This window comes from Bacillus sp. MYb78 (genome assembly GCF_002975115.1).
Lineage (GTDB): Bacteria > Bacillota > Bacilli > Bacillales > Bacillaceae_G > Bacillus_A > Bacillus_A cereus.
Map to the genome: position 1 here is coordinate 46,732 of NZ_PCOB01000018.1, position 17,129 is coordinate 63,860.

Below are 17,129 nucleotides of genomic sequence, written 5' to 3' on the forward strand. Positions count from 1 at the left end.
AAACTGTTGACATTCAATTTATTAGAATTGAATACCAACAGTTTTAAATATGTAGTTATATTACATATGTATCTTGTAAAATTCCGATTTTTTGTCGGTTAATCATTAGCCGGGAAGGATAGGAGGGCTTATTAATATATTTTTACTATATAAGTAAAGTGTTTTGAAATTAGGAATATTTGACTAGAATCTTAATGATAGAAATTAAATGTCAGATAAGTACTTTCCAACATACAGACCACTTGCAGCTGCTTGAGATAATGAGTGCGTAACGCCTGAACAATCTCCAATTAAAAATAGCCCATGTATACTAGTTTCAAAATGATTATTAATTTTTATCGTAGGAGCATAGAACTTTCCATCAATTCCATATAGTAAAGTATGTTGATCAATAGGTTCTTGTATAAATTGTTCTAAACATAATAAAAATTCTTTGAGCCCTTCAATATATAATTGAGGAATTTCTTGATTCAAATCTCCATAATCCCCCTGTAGTGTAGGCTGTATACGGCTATGTTCCATGCTGTTTTCCGCCGTAGGTTGTTTCTTTAGTAAGTCCTCTAAGCGCTGTATAACAATCCGATCTCGTCCTTGGTTAATGCCTTTAATAATTGAACTTGCGTATACATTTGCTTCTTTGAGAGTTGGAAAATAGCGAGGAATAAATAAAGTGAAATTTAAATTAGAAGTGCCAGTTCCTTGCTCTCGAAAATTTTGACCGTCAGGCATAACTAAACCTTCTTCGTACTTTCGAATGATGCGTCCTTTTGGATTCATACAGTAAGTAGTTGCTGTGAAATGCTCACCTTGATAAGAAAGTTTTGTTTCAAAAGTATCTTTTAATATAGAACGTAATTGATGTTCTTTCATTTCTACTCTAATCCCTAAATCTACACGTGTTTGCTCCTGAGAAATATTTAGGGAACTGCACATTTCTTTTAACCAATCGGCCCCAGAGCGCCCAGTTGCAAATACTAGTTGCTTAGTTTGAACTGTTCCTTGATTTGTATCTATTGTAAAATGATCTTCCTGTTTCAGAATATGTTGTACATCTATATGAAATTGGATCTTTATTTTCGTCAGTAAAAATTCATAGAGCTGCTGAAAAATGTTACTGGAAAGTGTAGTACCAAGATGTCTTACTTCTGTTGTTAGCATTTGTAAACCACACGCTTCAGCTCTCTTAGTGAGACTTGAATTTTCAGTAGAATATTTTGAAACCGAACTTCCACCAAACTGACATAGAATTTCATCTACTTCAGCCATGAGTTGTATAAAACCCTCTTTACCGACTTTTTTCTCAAGTTCTCCGCCAAATCCGTTTGTATAATTAAATTTCCCTTCAGATTTGCCTAAACCACCAAACCCGAAATATTTATCACATGTAGTACAATTACACACTTTTCCTTCGTCTAAAGGACAATGGCGATCTTCTAGCGCTTTACCTTTATCAAGAATTAAAACTTTTTTGTTACTTTTAGCTAGTGAATAAGCCATAAAAATGCTACTTACTCCAGCGCCGATAATCGTAACATCATACATATTCTTCCACCTGCTAACGAATAGTTTGTTTTTTATTTTTCTAGTGTATAACAATTTTATGAAGTTAAGAAATAGCTTTTATTAATAAAGTGGGAGTTTTTGAACTTGATGCTTTATTAATTTCTACGAGTGGTGGAGTAAATACAAAAATTTTTATTTGAAAGAAGAAACAGTTAAAAAAATAACTATGTCATATGATTAATAACATCTTACATAGAAAAAAACAGACCTTTTAAGTGAAGAGGTCTGTTAATGATTTTAAATCTTATTTAGCAAACACATGATTACCAATTACTGCTACTGTTTGACGTGTCGTAATCCACTTGTCCGTTGATGTTTTTGGATTGTAGAAATAAATCCAGTCTGAATCTACTCCATTTGTGGAGATAGCCTCTTCTACAGCCATTTTTGCTTCTGCACTTGCAGGTTGATTAATTCTTCCATCTGTAACAGGAGTAAATGCATATCCGTATTTAATAGGTTCATAAATAACGCCTGTTATTGTATTTGGAAAACCTTTTGCATTTACACGATTTAGTATAACTTTGGCTACTGCTACTTTTCCTTTATAGGATTCGCCACCTGCTTCAGCGGTAACTAAGCGTGCCATTAAGTCTTTTTCTTTTTGTGAAATACTTGAGTTGATTTTTAAATGTTGTCCTGTATAAAGCTTGTTTCCGACTGTATTGTTAATTTGTTTTATAGATTGGACAGTGACATTGTAACGCTTTGCTATCGTTTCTAATGAATCTCCCGGTTGTACTTGATAAATAATTTGTTCAGAAATGTTCGCAGGCTTGGCGTTTTGAGGAACAGTGATTTCATTTGATTTCACGGACCCTGGAATATGTAACTGTTCGCCAATAAAGGTTTTATCGTTTCCTTTATTATTAGCCTGTTTAATAGATTGTATTGAAACTCCGTATTGTTTACTAATGCCCCAAAGTGTATCGTTCTTTTTTACTGTATGAATGGTAGAAGCTTCAGCTGTACTTTGACTACATACGAATGTAATTGCGGCCGCAGATAAAGGAATTATATGTTTTATTTTTAGTAATTTCATTGTAAATCCTCCTAAGAAAAAATTAAGGTGAAACGATTAAGTAATGTAGTTTGAAATGTGTATATGCGTAATATATTAATGTAAGTATATTAGCACATATAAAATAAATAATCACTATAAGTTTCATATTCATTTAGTGTAGAGTCAGAATATGAAATATTGCATATGAAAATACATTGAAGTTCATATTTCTGATTACTATAATCTATTTAGTAGAAAGGGAATACGTTATAGAATTAATCATTATAGATTAATATAATGATTAATAATTATTAATAGGAGGATTGATGTAATGAAAATATTTCAAAAAATGTGTGCGTCAACTGTAATCATTACAACACTTTTAGGAACAGGAGGCACTATCAATAGTGTATATGCTGATTCTATAGAACAGCAGAGTAAATTAGGGATAGAACAAGAAACAGATAAGCAAATCATTGTAAAATTTAAAGCGAATTTGGATTTGCCATATGAAGATGGTATTGAAAAACAAATACAATCTCAAACGAATGATAAAGTAATAAAAGATCTTTTGACAGAATATCCAGATGTAACATTTACTCGTTTATTCACATCTGTAAGCCCGGAACAAATACAAAACCTTGAAGTGAAAGCACCTAATCATGTATCTACAAGTCTATTAAACTACTATATTCTTCAAAATCAAAATAGTGGGTATGAAGAAGAAATAGTAGATAAGTTAAAGGCATCTTCTTTAATAGAAGATGCGTATATGAAGAAACAAGAGAAAATAATGCCACCTGAAGTGCAATCATCAAGTGTAGCTCTTAATCCTAATAACAATCCTAGATTTAAAAAACAAGGTTATCTTGAAGCAGCCCCATACGGTATTAATGCGCCTTTCGCCTGGGGAATTCAAGGCGGTAATGGAAATGGTATTACTTTTGTTGATATGGAATACGGATGGCTATTAAATCATGAGGATTTATTACATCAAAATATTGAATTAATGTCTGGAAGAAATATAAATCAGCATGTCGGTCATGGGACGTCTGTACTAGGAATTGTATCCTCTGAGGACAATGAAGTCGGGAATATTGGGATTGCGCCAAAAGCGAAAGCAAAGGTTATCTCTCAAATAAGAGATAACGGACAGTATAATACGGCTGATGCAATATTAAGCGCTGTAAATCAGTTAGAAGCTGGGGATGTTTTATTATTAGAGGCGCAAGCATCCTTTGATGGATATGGTGATAAATATTTACCTGTTGAAGTACAACCAGATATTTTTGATGCAATTCGTGCTGGTACAGATAAGGGAATTGTAATTATAGAGGCTGGAGCAAATGGGTGGAATGATTTAGATCAGTTCAAAGATAGAAAGGGTAAGCAAGTCTTAAATCGTAATAGTAAAGATTTTAAAGATTCGGGTGCAATTATGGTAGGAGCTGGCTCTTCATCTTTCCCTCATGAACGTATGTGGTTTTCGAATTATGGAAGCCGTATTGATGTGTACGGATGGGGAGAAAATGTAGATACAACTACAGCCGAGCAAAGTAGAAGTGCTGTAAATCTTTATACTTCAAGCTTTAGCGGAACATCTAGTGCTTCGCCAATTATTGCTGGGGCAGCGACTTTAGTACAAAGCATTGCTAAAGAACATTTAGGACAACCATATAGACCAAGTGAACTAAGAGCAATATTAAGCAACCAGAGCACAGGAACAAAATCTAAAGATCCATATGCAGATAAAATTGGTGTTTTACCAGATTTGAAGTCTATACTAGTAAACTTAGGTTATGAACAAAGAAAATCAAACGGTGGAAATGAGTTACAAGTAACAGAAAATGAACCAAACAATGAGCCTAGACAGGCAAATAAAGTTAACTTTCATACACCGGTGAAAGGAACGCTACATACTAGTGATAGAGTAGATGTATTTACTTTCCAAATTGACTCGCCGGAAAATATTAATATTTCTCTACTAAATGAACAAAATATCGGAATGACATGGGTACTTCATCATGAATCAGATTTAAATAACTATGTAGCATATGGTGAAAATGAAGGAAATGTAGTTAAAGGAACTTATAATGCAAAGCCAGGGAAATATTATTTATACGTCTATAAATATGAGAATAAAGATGGTTCATATGTATTGAACATAAAATAAGCAAAAGGAACTTCAGATGAAGTTCCTTTAAATTTTTCTAATTTAGTATATGTGAATGATTTTTTAACTTTACTTCTATGCAATATTTCATATTGATGAAATGTTATTTATTTTTTATGAACTAGCTTATATTATATTCAATAAGTTTGATGTAAAAACAGAAAAAGTGAGGGATAATAATGAGCAATAAGAAGTTAATTTTGAAATTATTCATATGTAGTACAATATTTATCACATTTGTATTTGCTTTACATGATAAGAGAGTAGTTGCAGCTAGCTCTGTTAATGAGCTTGAAAATTGGTCAAAATGGATGCAACCTATACCTGATAATATCCCGTTAGCACGAATTTCAATTCCAGGAACACACGATAGTGGGACGTTCAAGTTGCAAAATCCGATTAAGCAAGTGTGGGGAATGACGCAAGAATATGATTTTCGCTATCAAATGGACCATGGAGCTCGCATTTTTGATATAAGAGGACGTTTAACAGATGATAATACGATAGTTCTTCATCATGGGCCATTATATCTTTACGTAACACTGCATGAATTCATAAATGAAGCGAAACAATTTTTAAAAGATAACCCGAGTGAAACAATTATTATGTCTTTAAAAAAAGAGTATGAGGATATGAAAGGGGCAGAAGGTTCATTTAGTAGTACGTTTGAAAAAAATTATTTTGTTGATCCTATCTTTTTAAAAACAGAAGGAAATATAAAACTTGGAGATGCTCGTGGGAAAATTGTACTACTAAAAAGATATAGTGGTAGTAATGAATCTGGAGGATATAATAATTTTTATTGGCCAGATAATGAGACGTTTACCACAACTGTAAACCAAAATGTAAATGTAACAGTACAAGATAAATATAAAGTGAATTATGATGAGAAAGTAAAATCTATTAAAGATACGATGGATGAAACGATGAACAATAGCGAGGATTTAAATCATCTATATATTAATTTTACAAGCTTGTCTTCTGGTGGTACAGCATGGAATAGTCCATATTACTACGCTTCTTATATAAATCCTGAAATTGCAAACGATATAAAACAAAAGAATCCTACAAGAGTAGGCTGGGTAATTCAAGACTACATAAATGAAAAGTGGTCACCATTATTGTATCAAGAAGTTATAAGAGCGAATAAGTCATTAATAAAAGAATAAAGATGATGAGAGTAAGAAGCGATAAAATATATCGCTTCTTTTTCTTTTCCAATAACCAACAATAGAAATTGTACTTTTATAATAGAAAAAAATAAAAACATAAGATATAATCATACATATAAAATTTGTACCTATAAATTTTATATATGTGAATGAATTTGATTTGTTGTAATGAAATGGAGGTATATACTATGAAGTTTCCACATGATTTTTTATTCGGAGCTGCTTCAGCTTCTTATCAAGTAGAAGGTGCATGGAATGAAGATGGAAAAGGTGTTACGAATTGGGACGAGTTTTCAAAAATTCCTGGCAAAACATACAATGGAACAAATGGTGATGTAGCTGTTGATCATTATCATCGATATAAGGAAGATGTTCGCTTAATGGCTGAGATGGGATTAGAATCGTATCGTTTTTCTATTTCTTGGGCGAGAATATTGCCGACTGGAGATGGAAAGGTAAATGAAAAAGGGATTGAATTTTATAACAACTTAATTGATGAATGCTTAAAATACGGGATTGTGCCGTTTGTCACTTTATATCATTGGGATTTACCATTACCGTTAGAAAAAGATGGTGGATGGACGAATAAAAGAACAGCAGAGGCTTTCGTAAAATATGCAGAAACTTGTTTTAAGGCATTTGGTGACAGAGTTAAGCATTGGATTACTTTTAATGAGACAGTAATGTTTTGTGGATTAGGTTATTTAAAAGGTGCACATCCACCAGGAATCCAAAATGATGTTCCAAAGTATTTTCAAGCGACTCATTATGTATTTTATGCACATGCGAAAACAGTTGCGGTGTACAAGCAGCTGAAACAATATGGTGAGATTGGGATTACACATGTTTTCTTACCTGCTTATAGTGTGGATGATCAAAAAGAAAATATACGAGCAGCAAATCATGCGAATGAATATGAAACGTATTGGTATTATGATCCAATTTTAAAAGGCGAGTATCCGTCTTATGTTGTACAACAATTAAAGGAAAAAGGATGGACTCCTAATTGGACGGTTGAAGAATTAGAAATCATTAAACAAAATGCAGAAGAAAATGATTTTATTGGCTTGAATTATTATCAACCAATACGAGTAGAAAGATACGATATGGATATAAAGAGTGAGGAACATTCTCGAGAAAACTCAACGCTTGCTCCAGGTAACCCTTCTTTTGATGGTTTTTATCGAACAGTTAAAATGGATGATAAAACATATACAAAATGGGGATGGGAAATATCTCCCGAAGGTTTCTTAGAGGGATTGCATATGTTGAAAGCGCGTTACGGTGACATAAAGATGTATGTAACGGAAAATGGACTTGGTGATGAAGATCCAATCATTGACGGAGAAATTGTAGATGTTCCGAGAATTAAATTTATTGAAGCGCATTTAAAAGTAATGAAGCGTGCAATTGAAGAGGGAATTAACTTAAAAGGTTATTATGCATGGTCAGTGATTGATCTTTTAAGTTGGTTAAATGGATATAAAAAGCAATATGGCTTTATTTTTGTCGATCATAATGATAACTTAAAACGTAAGAAGAAACTTTCGTTTCATTGGTATAAACGTGTGATCGAAACGAGAGGGGAAGAGTTATAACAGATAAAAGAGTATTTTAGGAGAAAGTGTATGAGTGCAAAGTATAAACAAATTGCAGATGTGTTAGAGCAAAACATTCGAGATGGGCTTTTTAATGAAACGAAAAAACTACCTACAGAAGAAGTGTTGATGAATCGATTTGAAGTAAGCCGTAATACGATACGTAAAGTAATTAGTCAGCTTGTGAATAGAGGTTATATTTTTCAAGTGCAAGGTAGTGGCATGTTTTTACGCGAAACTTCTGTAACAGATTACATTAATTTAGGAAGTTTACGTGGATTAACGAAAAATCTTGTTTCACAAAATATTGAAACGAAAGTGTTAGAGCTGGAAGTAATAGATGCGGACGAAGAGATAGCAAAGCGGATGCAATGCGAAGCTGGAACTAGGTTGTATTTTTTGAAGCGCTTAAGAATTGTAGATGCTAAACCATTCTCTATTGAAGTAAGTTATTTCAAAAAGGATATTATTCCATATTTGAACGAAGAAATAGCATTAAGCTCTGTATACAGTTATTTCATTAAAGATTTACGATTAAATATTGGTTTTGCTGATAAAGTTATTAGTTGTGAAAAAGTAAATAAAGAAAATGCACAGCTTTTAGAATTAAATGAAGGTGATCCGGCGCTTCTTATTGAAAATACAGTGTATCTTGTAAATGGAACAATTTTTGAGTTATCTCAGTCGATGTTTCATTATGAAAAGGCGAAACTTTTAAATCGAATTAATTTTAAATGAAAAATTATCGTGTGAAAAAAGCAACTGGTCCTAAGTGATCAGTTGCTTTTTATTTTTTTAAGTGGATGAGCAAAAAAACACGAAAGTGGTTGGTCCGCTTTTTGCAAACATCTATTATGATAAGAGAAGAAAGGTAGTATGTTATCAACGTTTTAAAGAGGAAGGTTTTTATGTAAGTTCTTTAATTAAAATAGATGGGTCTTAGAGAGGTGAAAAGACAATGAGTTTTGCAATTTCACTAGTCGTTATTATTGTAATTGTATCGCTATTTGGGACTGTACTAGTTGCAAGAAACGTGGAGGAGAATTACGGTAAGTCTACAAAAAGAAATGTGAAAAACTTATCTGCAATCTATATTCTTCTTCTTTTTGTTCTACTGGCCGGGGTAACATGGTACGCGGTAATGATTTAATAGTTTGTAAAAGAACTGAAATGAGAGTATGAAGTTGGAATTTCAGAAGCTATTGAGTAATCAGAAAAAGAACCATTTTGGATATATCCATTTACGGATAAGAAAATGTGACTAATTAATACTATTTTTACGGTGAATACTGTTAGTGAAAAATGAGGATAGTTCGTTTTGAAAGGAGGAAACTAGATGGAATGGAAACCAAATCGTGCAGATAAGACACCTGTATATAAACAAATTGCTGATTATATTGAAAGAGGCATTTCTTCAGGTGAATTTCCTTCTGATAGTAAGTTACCTTCTGAGCGTATATTGGCAAAGGAATTACAGGTGAACCGGAGTACAATAGTAGCTGCGTATGAAGAATTAAAATCACTTGGAGTAGTAGAACGGCAAAAGGGAAGCGGAACACGGGTTAATACAGACATATGGGGTGTCTCACATAAACGAATACCGAACTGGGGTAGGTACGTGGAGGATGGATCGTTCTTACCTAACGTACCACTCGTTCAACAAATTCGAACGGAAACACAAAAAGATGATTTAATTAATTTAGCGAGTGGTGAACTGTCACCAGAATTAATTCCGAGTGATAGATTTCGAACAATTTTGGCGGAGAAAACATTTATGGAAAATCTCGGCTATGACCATCCACTTGGAAATGAGATGTTGAGAAAAACAATTGCAGCACATGTTCAGCAATATAAACAAATTGAAGCAGATTCAAGCTCTATTCTTATTACGTCTGGAGCACAACAGGCGCTTAATCTTATCGTTCAATGTTTATTAAAACCTGGCGATGCGATTGCGATTGAAGATCCGTCATATTGTTTTTCGCTTCCAATGTTTAAATCGGCCGGTTTAAACATATTTCATTTACCTGTTGATGAGCATGGAATGAATCCAGATGACTTAATCGATTTGCACAAAAAGCATCGCATTCGTATGGTCTTTTTGAATCCAGATTATCAAAATCCAACAGGTACTGTGCTTTCATTAGCGAGACGTAAAAAAATTTTAGAACTGTCTTCTGAGTTCGGTATACCAATTGTAGAAGATGATCCGTATAGTTTAATTTCTTTTAATGGAGAAGTGAACCCGACATTAAAATCAATGGACCAAAATGGAAATGTTCTTTATATAAGTTCATTATCAAAAATTGTTGCATCAGGATTACGTATTGGATGGATAATTGGTCCTACACGTGTAATTGAGCGTTTAGCAGATGCAAAGCAACAAGTTGATTTTGGCCATAGTGTATTTACGCAGTGGGTAGCAAATCAATTTTTAGAATCAAAGGATTTTCATACACATATTACGATACTTCGTGGACAATTGAAGCAAAGAAGAGATGAATTAATTGCAGAGCTTGAAGGAACATTGGGAGACCGAGTTGAATGTTTCGTGCCAGAGGGTGGAATACATGTATGGTGTAAAGTGAAAGGAAAGTTTGATGAATATCACTTATTAGGTGAATCTATACGGAATGGTGTCGCATTTGTTCCGGGCAGTGTTTTAGGTTCGAAAAATGAATATATACGATTTACGTTTGGTAGAGCGAATATAGAACAAATTCAACTTGGAATTAAACGGTTTGCCGACACGCTAAATGAAATTTCATAATATGGATGTGTGATAGTGAAATGAGGGAAAGAAATGAAGTACGTGATGCTTTTACTTCAAGTAGGCGTGCTATATATATTTAGCTTAGTGGGTACGTGGATTCAGGAAATATTCCATCTATCAATACCGGGAAGTTTAATAGGGATGTTAATGCTGTTCCTGCTCCTTTCCACTCGCATTTTACCGTTAAAATGGTTTGAGTTAGGTGCGGAAAAGTTAATCGTATTTTTACCGTTATTTTTAATCCCTTCGACAACAGGGCTGATGGAATACGGGTCTTTTCTTTTAAGTAAGGGGAGTATTATATTCCTTTTAGTAGTTGCAAGTACTGTAGTAACTTTGATTGTTTCAGGGTATATAAGTCAATTATTAATAACAACAAAAAAATAAAATCGACAAGGTGCACGATTCAAATGGTCTTAAGTATTATTACTGTAGCAATTTATTTCTTGGCGACAAAGCTATATAAAAAATTTACGTTTGCATTTACGTTACCGGTGTTAACAGTTACGGCAATTATGATTTGTTTATTTTTCATTTTTGGTATTTCTCATCATGAGTATAGGGAACATGGAGGAGACATTCTTTCAAGCTTATTGAGCCCTGCAATTGTAGCATTAGCCATACCTCTATTTAAAGAGCGAAAGATACTTATGAAAAATTTTTTATCGATACTTATTGGAGTAGTGATAGGTATAGTGGCTGTAACGAGTATGAATGTAGTGATTGGCGGAATTTTAAATATAGATAAGGAACTTATATTAACTACTTTACCACAGTTAGCAACGATGCCTATTGCCCTATCATTAGCGGATCAAATTGGTGGTATTCCATCTATGACTTCTAGTTTTGTAGTTGTTGCAGGAATAACAGGCGCTATTATCGGACCAACAGTACTTAAGTTTTTCAGTATAACAAGTACGATTGGAAAAGGAGTTGGAATGGGCTGTGCATCACATATTATCGGTGTGAGCCGTCTCGTGAAGGAAGGCGAGAAAGAGGCGACAATCGGTTCGGTAACGATGATTGTAACTGGAATACTCATTAGTATACTAATACCGTATGGAACGAAATTTATTTTTTAAATGTAATGGAGATGATAACAATGACAACATGGTTTATAGTTACATTATTTGTTTTTGGAGCTATTAAAGTATTAGTTTCTAGCATGCCCACTTCTGTTGTAGAATCAATTATTAGTAAATTTGAATTGCATCAAAAGCTTGAGGCGGAAAATACTTCTATATCGATAGATGGAAAAAATATAGAGGGAGAAATGAAACTACAAGTTATTCATGAATTTAATGAGGCTTTGTTTTTAGATAAACATTATTTCCCGCCGCACGGAGAAGGGACACCAATAGTCATTGATACGAAGAAAGGGAATAAAGAGATTAGGTTTTCTCTATATAGCTATGAGGAACATGTTGATGTCATTAAGCAATATAAGAAGAAAGTCGTTGCCTATCGTTTACGCTCTAAAAGCCTTCAAACACTGGCACCATTAGCAATAATGGAAGAGTATGCTTAAGAAGGGACCTATAATGGTCTCTTTATTTTTTTATCCAATTATATACGTTCCAAATAAAAGAATAAAAAATCATATAACCAAATAAAGAATATGTATGGTTCCAATTCGCACTATGTACAAATAAACCTAAACTTTCAGCAATCTGTTCAAAAAGGCTAGCGCAAATACCGATCGAAATAATAAATAGAATTCTAGAAACTTTAGATAATTTTTTTGAAATGTGTATAAAGATAACTGTTAAAATCGGCAGTACGAACAATGTAAAAGCTATATTAACTAAAAATGTGGATGAGAAGGGTCTAGCTGGAAAGGAATATATTTGTTTATGAACAAAAAAAGCATCTAAACAAGTTCCAATAATAGAAGAGAGAAAGATTGTAACTACTAATGCTAGAAACTCATTCTTCTTCTCGGAGGAGGACATTTTTCTTTGCGAGAATTGCGAGTTCAATTTTTTCGAGTGTTTTGCAGTAGTCTTCTGTAATTTGTCCATTTATATTTTCCTCCTTATCAACTAAGTAATTTACAACTTGCCAATCGGTAAACCAATCTTCACTGTCAACTTCTTCATGCTTCATATCTCGCCATGCATAGATGAGTGAAGGACTGTATATACGATAAGCGCCACTTCGCAACTGGCATTTCTTTATTCGGCGCTTATAAAACTCACGGGAAAAAGATTCATTTACACTTGAAAATAAATGGGGCCAGTAATCTTTCCTTGAGCCTGTATGCGGATGATGTTGGGCCCAGCTTATTATTTGAGATAAAACATGTGTATCTCGAAATAATAATGAATACAATCTTTTTCCAATTAATATTCGTTCATGTAAGGAAGTGAAATGTTTCATTGTATCACCAAATAGTAATACTTTTTGTTTTTTATCATTTTCGTAGAATGGGAAAAGGATATGATTAAACTGAAAGAAATCAAAGAGTTTAAATCCAATACTATTTAGTACAGTCTTTTTAAATTGTACATTTTGAATCACTCTTTTTTCTAAGTAGTTTTGTTCATTAACAATAGTTGCAATCGCTAATGTTTTTTTGTTGCCTGTTTTCCAAAAATCGTTCCACATCGTTTCCATAAATGTAGAAACATTTAGGTGAGGGAGAAGGTGAAATAACTTTTGTGATCTCTTTACACTTTGTTCGTAAAGTAAAAATTGAGGGTATACATCTTGGAAAATAAGCCAATTCCCTCTTTCTAAAAAAGAAAAAAATATGAATTGATCTTTCTCTGATAAAATTCTCGTATATAAATCGCCCTTTAAATCAGTCATATTCCAACCGCCGTTACGTGATACCATATGCCCAAGCAGTGCCCAATGTATTTCTGGATATTGAATGTAAAATTGGTAGTATGCGCGTGTTCTTGTAACATTATTTTTATTTAGCTGTTCTGTTTGTATTTTTATTTTGTTGATGATGAGTTGCTCTTCTTTCGTTAATTTATACATGGTATCAGAAGGAATAAGTTTGCTTTTTTGTTTCAATTCATTTTTTACATCGAATAGGGAGAGAGGCAGTGCTTTGGAAGGTCCGTTATATGTATGATATGAATTGTTTCGGTCCATTCCGTTACCTCCCTTTTTCATAAATTTAAACATGATTATTGGCTATGAATCATTCTATTTATTTTATTACGAGTATAAGAAATAAATGAGCGGTGTTTTTTACAAGGAATTTATTTATCATGCAAACAGTATAAAAAATCTTACTGTTGTGAGGTGAAATGAAAAACAGAAACTAAGTTTAATAGTTTCTGTTTTTTTATTTTGTCAATTAAATGTAACAAACGACGATTATGATTTGAATCAATTGAAAATAATTCAATAAATATTATTTAAATTGAGATGTTTCGTAGGAGGAAAAGGAATGTTAAATAAAATAATTTTAATTACTGGTGGTACAGGTTCGTGGGGGCATGAACTTATAAAACAACTATTAGAAAAATCACCGAAAGAAATTAGAGTTTTTTCAAGAAATGAAACGGTCCAGTTTGAAATGCAGCAACAGTTTATAAATGATGATAGGCTAAAATTTATTATTGGAGATATTCGTGATAAAGATCAACTAGTCTATGCATGCCAAGGTGTACATTATGTATTCCATCTTGCAGCTTTAAAACACGTTCCAGTATGTGAGTATTATCCTTATGAAGCTATAAAAACTAACATACATGGTACGCAAAATGTAATTGAAGCCTCTACAAAGACGCAAGTTGAAAAAGTTATATATGTTTCAACGGATAAAGCAGCTGATCCATCAAATACGTATGGGATGACAAAAGCAATTGGTGAAAAATTAATGGTTCATGCGAATATACAAACGAAGAAAACAAAATTCATTTGTGTTCGTGGTGGAAATGTTTTAGGAACGAGTGGAAGTGTAGTACCGCTTTTTAAACAACAAATTAAAAGATCTTCACAAGTAGGGATTACCGATGCGAATATGACTAGATTTTTCTTAACAGTTGAAGATGCTGTTGGATTGTTATTTAAAGCAGTATATCAAGGTAGAGGCGGGGAAATCTTTGTTATGAAAATGCCGGCATGTAAAATAACAGATTTAGCAGAAATATTAATTGAAGATTCAAAAAAAGAAAACATTAAGGTGAAAGAGGTAGGGATAAGACCGGGTGAAAAATTAAGTGAAATGCTTCTATCTGAGGTAGAGAGTAAAACAAGTATAAGCTTTGATCAAAATTATTTTGTGGTACTACCGACGATTCCTATCGAAGGACTTCAAGAATATTATTCTAGCTATCCGCTAGTGGATGTGAAGAGTTTTAGTTCTCAACAAGACTTGCTTGCAAAACATGAGGTGAAACAAATGCTATTAAAAGGAGGGTTTTTGCGATGAAAAAAAATGCGAGCCTTTTAATAACTGGTGCAAATGGTTTCACAGGACGCCATGCTTGCCAATATTTTTTAGAGCAGGGCTTTCATGTAATTCCTATGTTTCAAAATCGTGCACATAGAGAAAAAATTAGAAATGGTATTACTTGTAATTTAACTAATAAGAGCGAAGTAATGAAGGTAATGAAACAAATAAAGCCAGACTACGTATTGCATTTAGCAGGAAGGAATTCGGTTATAGAATCTTGGACAGCTGCTCTTGAGTATATAGAGATTAATGTAATAGGAACGTTATATTTATTAGAAGCAATTAAGCAAGAAGCCTCGCATTGTAGAACATTAGTTATAGGATCTGCTTTGCAAGCAGATAGTATGAACGAAATAAAAATTTCAAATCCATATAGTTTAAGTAAAACGATGCAAGTCATTATTGCAGAGGCTTGGGGAGGATTAATGGATTCAAATATTATCATTGCAAAGCCCTCAAACTTAATTGGTCCAGGGGAATCGAATGGCATTTGTTCGATTCTCGCAAAGAAAATGATAGATATAGAATCAGGTAGAAGTAAAGCCATTATTGAAGTAAACAGTTTGAAAGATAGTAGAGATTTTCTAGATGTACGTGATGCGATTAAAGCGTATCATGTGTTATTACGAGATGGAATAAATGGAACACAATATAATATCGGATCAGGAGTAAAACGATCTTTATTAAATGTACTAGAACAATATAAAGAATTAACACAGCTAAATTTTTTTATAGAGGAAACAGAGAAAAATGGGAGCGACTCAAATGAGAGTTTAGCAATAGAGGAAATAAAAAGGTTAGGTTGGATCCCAGAAATTGAATTTCATCAATCATTAAAAGATGTACTTGAGTATGCGAAGTGTAGTGACATCTGCATGCAATGAAAAACAAAAAAGGGTGTAAGAAATATATGAATGATTATGAAATAATAGATAATCAAAATACGCTATTTCTTTCAATTGTTGATACGTTGGATTGGAGAGATGAAGAAGCGCATGTATTGCGTCTTTATGAGGCAATACATAAATATCAAGCGTATGTAGAAGAAAAAAGGGTTAATCAAATAAAATCAGCATTAGAGACGGAAACTAGATATGTAATTCAAATCTTTGCTCAATACGAGTGTAGTGAGTATGGAAATGATTTTTATGAACTCATTAACGATCTTTTACAAGATATAGAGGTGGAGTTAAAGATTTATATAAAAAATAATAAGTTTATTTACATTTAAAAGGTAAAGAGAAAGATAGATTTTTAATAATAAAGGTGGGTATAAGTTATGAGCAAAACGATTCTTTTTACTGGGGGCGGTACAGCCGGACACGTTATGATTAATATTGTATTAATTCCTAAATTTATAGAGAAAGGCTGGAGAGTCGAGTATATTGGATCAAAAAATGGAATTGAAAAATCATTAGTGCAAAATGTTAAATACAATAGTGTTTCAACGGGAAAGCTTAGGAGATATTGGGATTGGGAGAATTTTAAAGATCCTTTTAAAATTATACGCGGTTGTTTACAAAGTTATAATTTAATTAAGAAAACAAAGCCTGACGTTATCTTTTCAGCAGGAGGATTTGTTTCAGTTCCTGTAGCTATAGGAGCATGGTTAAATCGTGTGCCTATAATTATACGTGAACCAGATAGCACATTAGGGCTTGCCAATAAAATAGCATTACCTTTTGCTACAAAGCTATGCACAACATTTCCTCAGACAGGAGAAAATGTAAGTAATGAGAAGAAGGTTTATGTAGGACCAATTGTAAGGGAAGAAATTGAGAAGGGTAACGTATTACGAGGAAGAAGATATTGTGAATTTCAGCAAGATAAACCAGTATTATTAATTATGGGTGGGAGTCAAGGTGCTAAGTGGATAAATGATATGGTAAGGGAATGTTTAGATACAATACTATTAAAATTTAATATTATTCATATATGTGGTAAAGGAAAGGTAGACCCATCTATTGGCATGGAGGGGTATATGCAATTTGAATATATAGGCGACGAGTTGCCGCATATACTAAATATGGCAAGTGTTGTAGTTTCCAGAGCGGGTTCTACTGCTATTTCTGAATTGTTATTTTTGAAGAAACCGATGTTGCTTATCCCGTTAACTAACAGTTCCAGTAGGGGAGATCAAGTTTTAAATGCTGAATATTTTTCACGGCAAGGATATGCTGAAGTTATACTCCAAGACAGAGTAAGTACGAATACATTTATACATGCAGTAAATAAGTTGTATACAAATAAGGAGAAATATATTCAAAACATGAATGGATATAAGAAAACAAATGATGAGGGAATTCATCAAATAATAGATATAATAAATGAAGTGGTGAAGTAATAGAAATGTAAATAGAAAAACAAAAGGAAAGAAGGTATCTTCTTTCCTTTTTACTATATTTGTTCAAATTCATTATTATTTATTCT

At 32.9% G+C, this 17,129-nt stretch carries 17 protein-coding genes; 13 read left to right on the forward strand and 4 right to left on the reverse strand.

Going from position 1 to position 17,129, the window contains the following annotated elements; translation table 11 throughout:
• Positions 1-204: 204 nt before the first annotated feature.
• Together CQ064_RS25250 and CQ064_RS25255 are read right to left on the reverse strand one after the other, a co-directional pair.
• Complete coding sequence (locus CQ064_RS25250) at positions 205-1,542, reverse strand: NAD(P)/FAD-dependent oxidoreductase (RefSeq protein ID WP_000272398.1); 1,338 nt, start codon at positions 1,540-1,542, stop codon at positions 205-207.
• 265 nt (positions 1,543-1,807) lie between these two features.
• Positions 1,808-2,605, reverse strand: coding sequence for a cell wall hydrolase (locus CQ064_RS25255; RefSeq protein WP_000771003.1), 798 nt, complete (start codon positions 2,603-2,605; stop codon positions 1,808-1,810).
• A 292-nt stretch (positions 2,606-2,897) separates the two neighbouring features.
• On the opposite strand from CQ064_RS25255, the gene CQ064_RS25260 reads away from it, so the two are divergent.
• From CQ064_RS25260 to CQ064_RS25300, 9 genes are all read left to right on the forward strand, one after another.
• On the forward strand, positions 2,898-4,739 hold the full coding sequence (locus tag CQ064_RS25260; protein ID WP_000689202.1) for a S8 family peptidase: 1,842 nt from the start codon (positions 2,898-2,900) through the stop codon (positions 4,737-4,739).
• 179 nt (positions 4,740-4,918) lie between these two features.
• Positions 4,919-5,908, forward strand: a complete 990-nt coding sequence (gene plcA / locus CQ064_RS25265) for a phosphatidylinositol diacylglycerol-lyase (protein ID WP_000066296.1) — start codon at positions 4,919-4,921, stop codon at positions 5,906-5,908.
• A gap of 191 nt (positions 5,909-6,099) precedes the next feature.
• Positions 6,100-7,509 carry a glycoside hydrolase family 1 protein gene (locus tag CQ064_RS25270; RefSeq protein ID WP_000671631.1) on the forward strand — a complete coding sequence of 470 codons (1,410 nt, stop codon included), beginning with the start codon at positions 6,100-6,102 and terminating at the stop codon, positions 7,507-7,509.
• Positions 7,510-7,539: 30 nt separating this feature from the next.
• Positions 7,540-8,247 (forward strand): GntR family transcriptional regulator, encoded by a 708-nt coding sequence (locus CQ064_RS25275; protein ID WP_001274919.1) that lies wholly within the window; start codon positions 7,540-7,542, stop codon positions 8,245-8,247.
• A 220-nt stretch (positions 8,248-8,467) separates the two neighbouring features.
• Entirely contained in the window at positions 8,468-8,659 is a 192-nt protein-coding gene (locus tag CQ064_RS25280; RefSeq protein WP_000006458.1) for a hypothetical protein, read from the forward strand.
• A 186-nt stretch (positions 8,660-8,845) separates the two neighbouring features.
• Entirely contained in the window at positions 8,846-10,279 is a 1,434-nt protein-coding gene (pdxR, locus tag CQ064_RS25285) for a MocR-like pyridoxine biosynthesis transcription factor PdxR (protein WP_000454956.1), read from the forward strand.
• Between the two features lie 33 nt (positions 10,280-10,312).
• Positions 10,313-10,669: a CidA/LrgA family holin-like protein gene (locus CQ064_RS25290; protein WP_000878380.1), complete on the forward strand. Its 357-nt coding sequence runs from the start codon at positions 10,313-10,315 to the stop codon at positions 10,667-10,669.
• 23 nt (positions 10,670-10,692) lie between these two features.
• Positions 10,693-11,364 (forward strand): LrgB family protein, encoded by a 672-nt coding sequence (locus CQ064_RS25295; protein ID WP_000244407.1) that lies wholly within the window; start codon positions 10,693-10,695, stop codon positions 11,362-11,364.
• Between the two features lie 20 nt (positions 11,365-11,384).
• Complete coding sequence (locus CQ064_RS25300) at positions 11,385-11,810, forward strand: YfmQ family protein (RefSeq protein ID WP_000214633.1); 426 nt, start codon at positions 11,385-11,387, stop codon at positions 11,808-11,810.
• 22 nt (positions 11,811-11,832) lie between these two features.
• On the opposite strand, the gene CQ064_RS34160 is transcribed toward CQ064_RS25300, so the two are convergent.
• Together CQ064_RS34160 and CQ064_RS25310 are read right to left on the reverse strand one after the other, a co-directional pair.
• Entirely contained in the window at positions 11,833-12,234 is a 402-nt protein-coding gene (locus tag CQ064_RS34160) for a CBO0543 family protein (protein WP_015406501.1), read from the reverse strand.
• Positions 12,209-13,387, reverse strand: coding sequence for a DUF2515 domain-containing protein (locus CQ064_RS25310; RefSeq protein ID WP_000375774.1), 1,179 nt, complete (start codon positions 13,385-13,387; stop codon positions 12,209-12,211). The genes CQ064_RS34160 and CQ064_RS25310 overlap by 26 nt, the downstream gene beginning before the upstream one ends.
• Positions 13,388-13,688: 301 nt before the next feature.
• Here CQ064_RS25310 and CQ064_RS25315 point away from each other — a divergent pair, with 301 nt between their 5' ends.
• From CQ064_RS25315 to CQ064_RS25330, 4 genes are read left to right on the forward strand one after another with little or no spacing between them, the layout of a single operon-like run.
• Positions 13,689-14,675 (forward strand): UDP-N-acetylglucosamine 4,6-dehydratase family protein, encoded by a 987-nt coding sequence (locus CQ064_RS25315; RefSeq protein WP_000932607.1) that lies wholly within the window; start codon positions 13,689-13,691, stop codon positions 14,673-14,675.
• A complete protein-coding gene (locus CQ064_RS25320; RefSeq protein ID WP_000739092.1) occupies positions 14,672-15,583 on the forward strand; it encodes an SDR family oxidoreductase in 912 nt (303 codons plus the stop codon). The genes CQ064_RS25315 and CQ064_RS25320 overlap by 4 nt, the downstream gene beginning before the upstream one ends.
• Positions 15,580-15,930, forward strand: coding sequence for a DUF6572 domain-containing protein (locus CQ064_RS25325; protein ID WP_015055176.1), 351 nt, complete (start codon positions 15,580-15,582; stop codon positions 15,928-15,930). Before CQ064_RS25320 ends, CQ064_RS25325 begins: the two co-directional genes overlap by 4 nt.
• A 48-nt stretch (positions 15,931-15,978) precedes the next feature.
• Complete coding sequence (locus tag CQ064_RS25330) at positions 15,979-17,043, forward strand: undecaprenyldiphospho-muramoylpentapeptide beta-N-acetylglucosaminyltransferase (RefSeq protein ID WP_000047560.1); 1,065 nt, start codon at positions 15,979-15,981, stop codon at positions 17,041-17,043.
• Positions 17,044-17,129: the final 86 nt, after the last annotated feature.

What these genes read in the sequence shown, in the direction of transcription:
- CQ064_RS25280 (WP_000006458.1), top strand. Translation starts at nt 8,468, where the DNA reads ATGAGTTTTGCAATTTCACTAGTCGTTATTATTGTAATTGTATCGCTA.
- CQ064_RS25310 (WP_000375774.1), bottom strand. Translation starts at nt 13,387, where the DNA reads ATGGACCGAAACAATTCATATCATACATATAACGGACCTTCCAAAGCA.
- CQ064_RS25250 (WP_000272398.1), bottom strand. Translation starts at nt 1,542, where the DNA reads ATGTATGATGTTACGATTATCGGCGCTGGAGTAAGTAGCATTTTTATG.
- CQ064_RS25295 (WP_000244407.1), top strand. Translation starts at nt 10,693, where the DNA reads ATGGTCTTAAGTATTATTACTGTAGCAATTTATTTCTTGGCGACAAAG.
- CQ064_RS25255 (WP_000771003.1), bottom strand. Translation starts at nt 2,605, where the DNA reads ATGAAATTACTAAAAATAAAACATATAATTCCTTTATCTGCGGCCGCA.
- pdxR (WP_000454956.1), top strand. Translation starts at nt 8,846, where the DNA reads ATGGAATGGAAACCAAATCGTGCAGATAAGACACCTGTATATAAACAA.
- CQ064_RS25330 (WP_000047560.1), top strand. Translation starts at nt 15,979, where the DNA reads ATGAGCAAAACGATTCTTTTTACTGGGGGCGGTACAGCCGGACACGTT.
- plcA (WP_000066296.1), top strand. Translation starts at nt 4,919, where the DNA reads ATGAGCAATAAGAAGTTAATTTTGAAATTATTCATATGTAGTACAATA.
- CQ064_RS25320 (WP_000739092.1), top strand. Translation starts at nt 14,672, where the DNA reads ATGAAAAAAAATGCGAGCCTTTTAATAACTGGTGCAAATGGTTTCACA.
- CQ064_RS34160 (WP_015406501.1), bottom strand. Translation starts at nt 12,234, where the DNA reads ATGTCCTCCTCCGAGAAGAAGAATGAGTTTCTAGCATTAGTAGTTACA.
- CQ064_RS25300 (WP_000214633.1), top strand. Translation starts at nt 11,385, where the DNA reads ATGACAACATGGTTTATAGTTACATTATTTGTTTTTGGAGCTATTAAA.
- CQ064_RS25315 (WP_000932607.1), top strand. Translation starts at nt 13,689, where the DNA reads ATGTTAAATAAAATAATTTTAATTACTGGTGGTACAGGTTCGTGGGGG.
- CQ064_RS25290 (WP_000878380.1), top strand. Translation starts at nt 10,313, where the DNA reads ATGAAGTACGTGATGCTTTTACTTCAAGTAGGCGTGCTATATATATTT.
- CQ064_RS25275 (WP_001274919.1), top strand. Translation starts at nt 7,540, where the DNA reads ATGAGTGCAAAGTATAAACAAATTGCAGATGTGTTAGAGCAAAACATT.
- CQ064_RS25325 (WP_015055176.1), top strand. Translation starts at nt 15,580, where the DNA reads ATGAAAAACAAAAAAGGGTGTAAGAAATATATGAATGATTATGAAATA.
- CQ064_RS25260 (WP_000689202.1), top strand. Translation starts at nt 2,898, where the DNA reads ATGAAAATATTTCAAAAAATGTGTGCGTCAACTGTAATCATTACAACA.
- CQ064_RS25270 (WP_000671631.1), top strand. Translation starts at nt 6,100, where the DNA reads ATGAAGTTTCCACATGATTTTTTATTCGGAGCTGCTTCAGCTTCTTAT.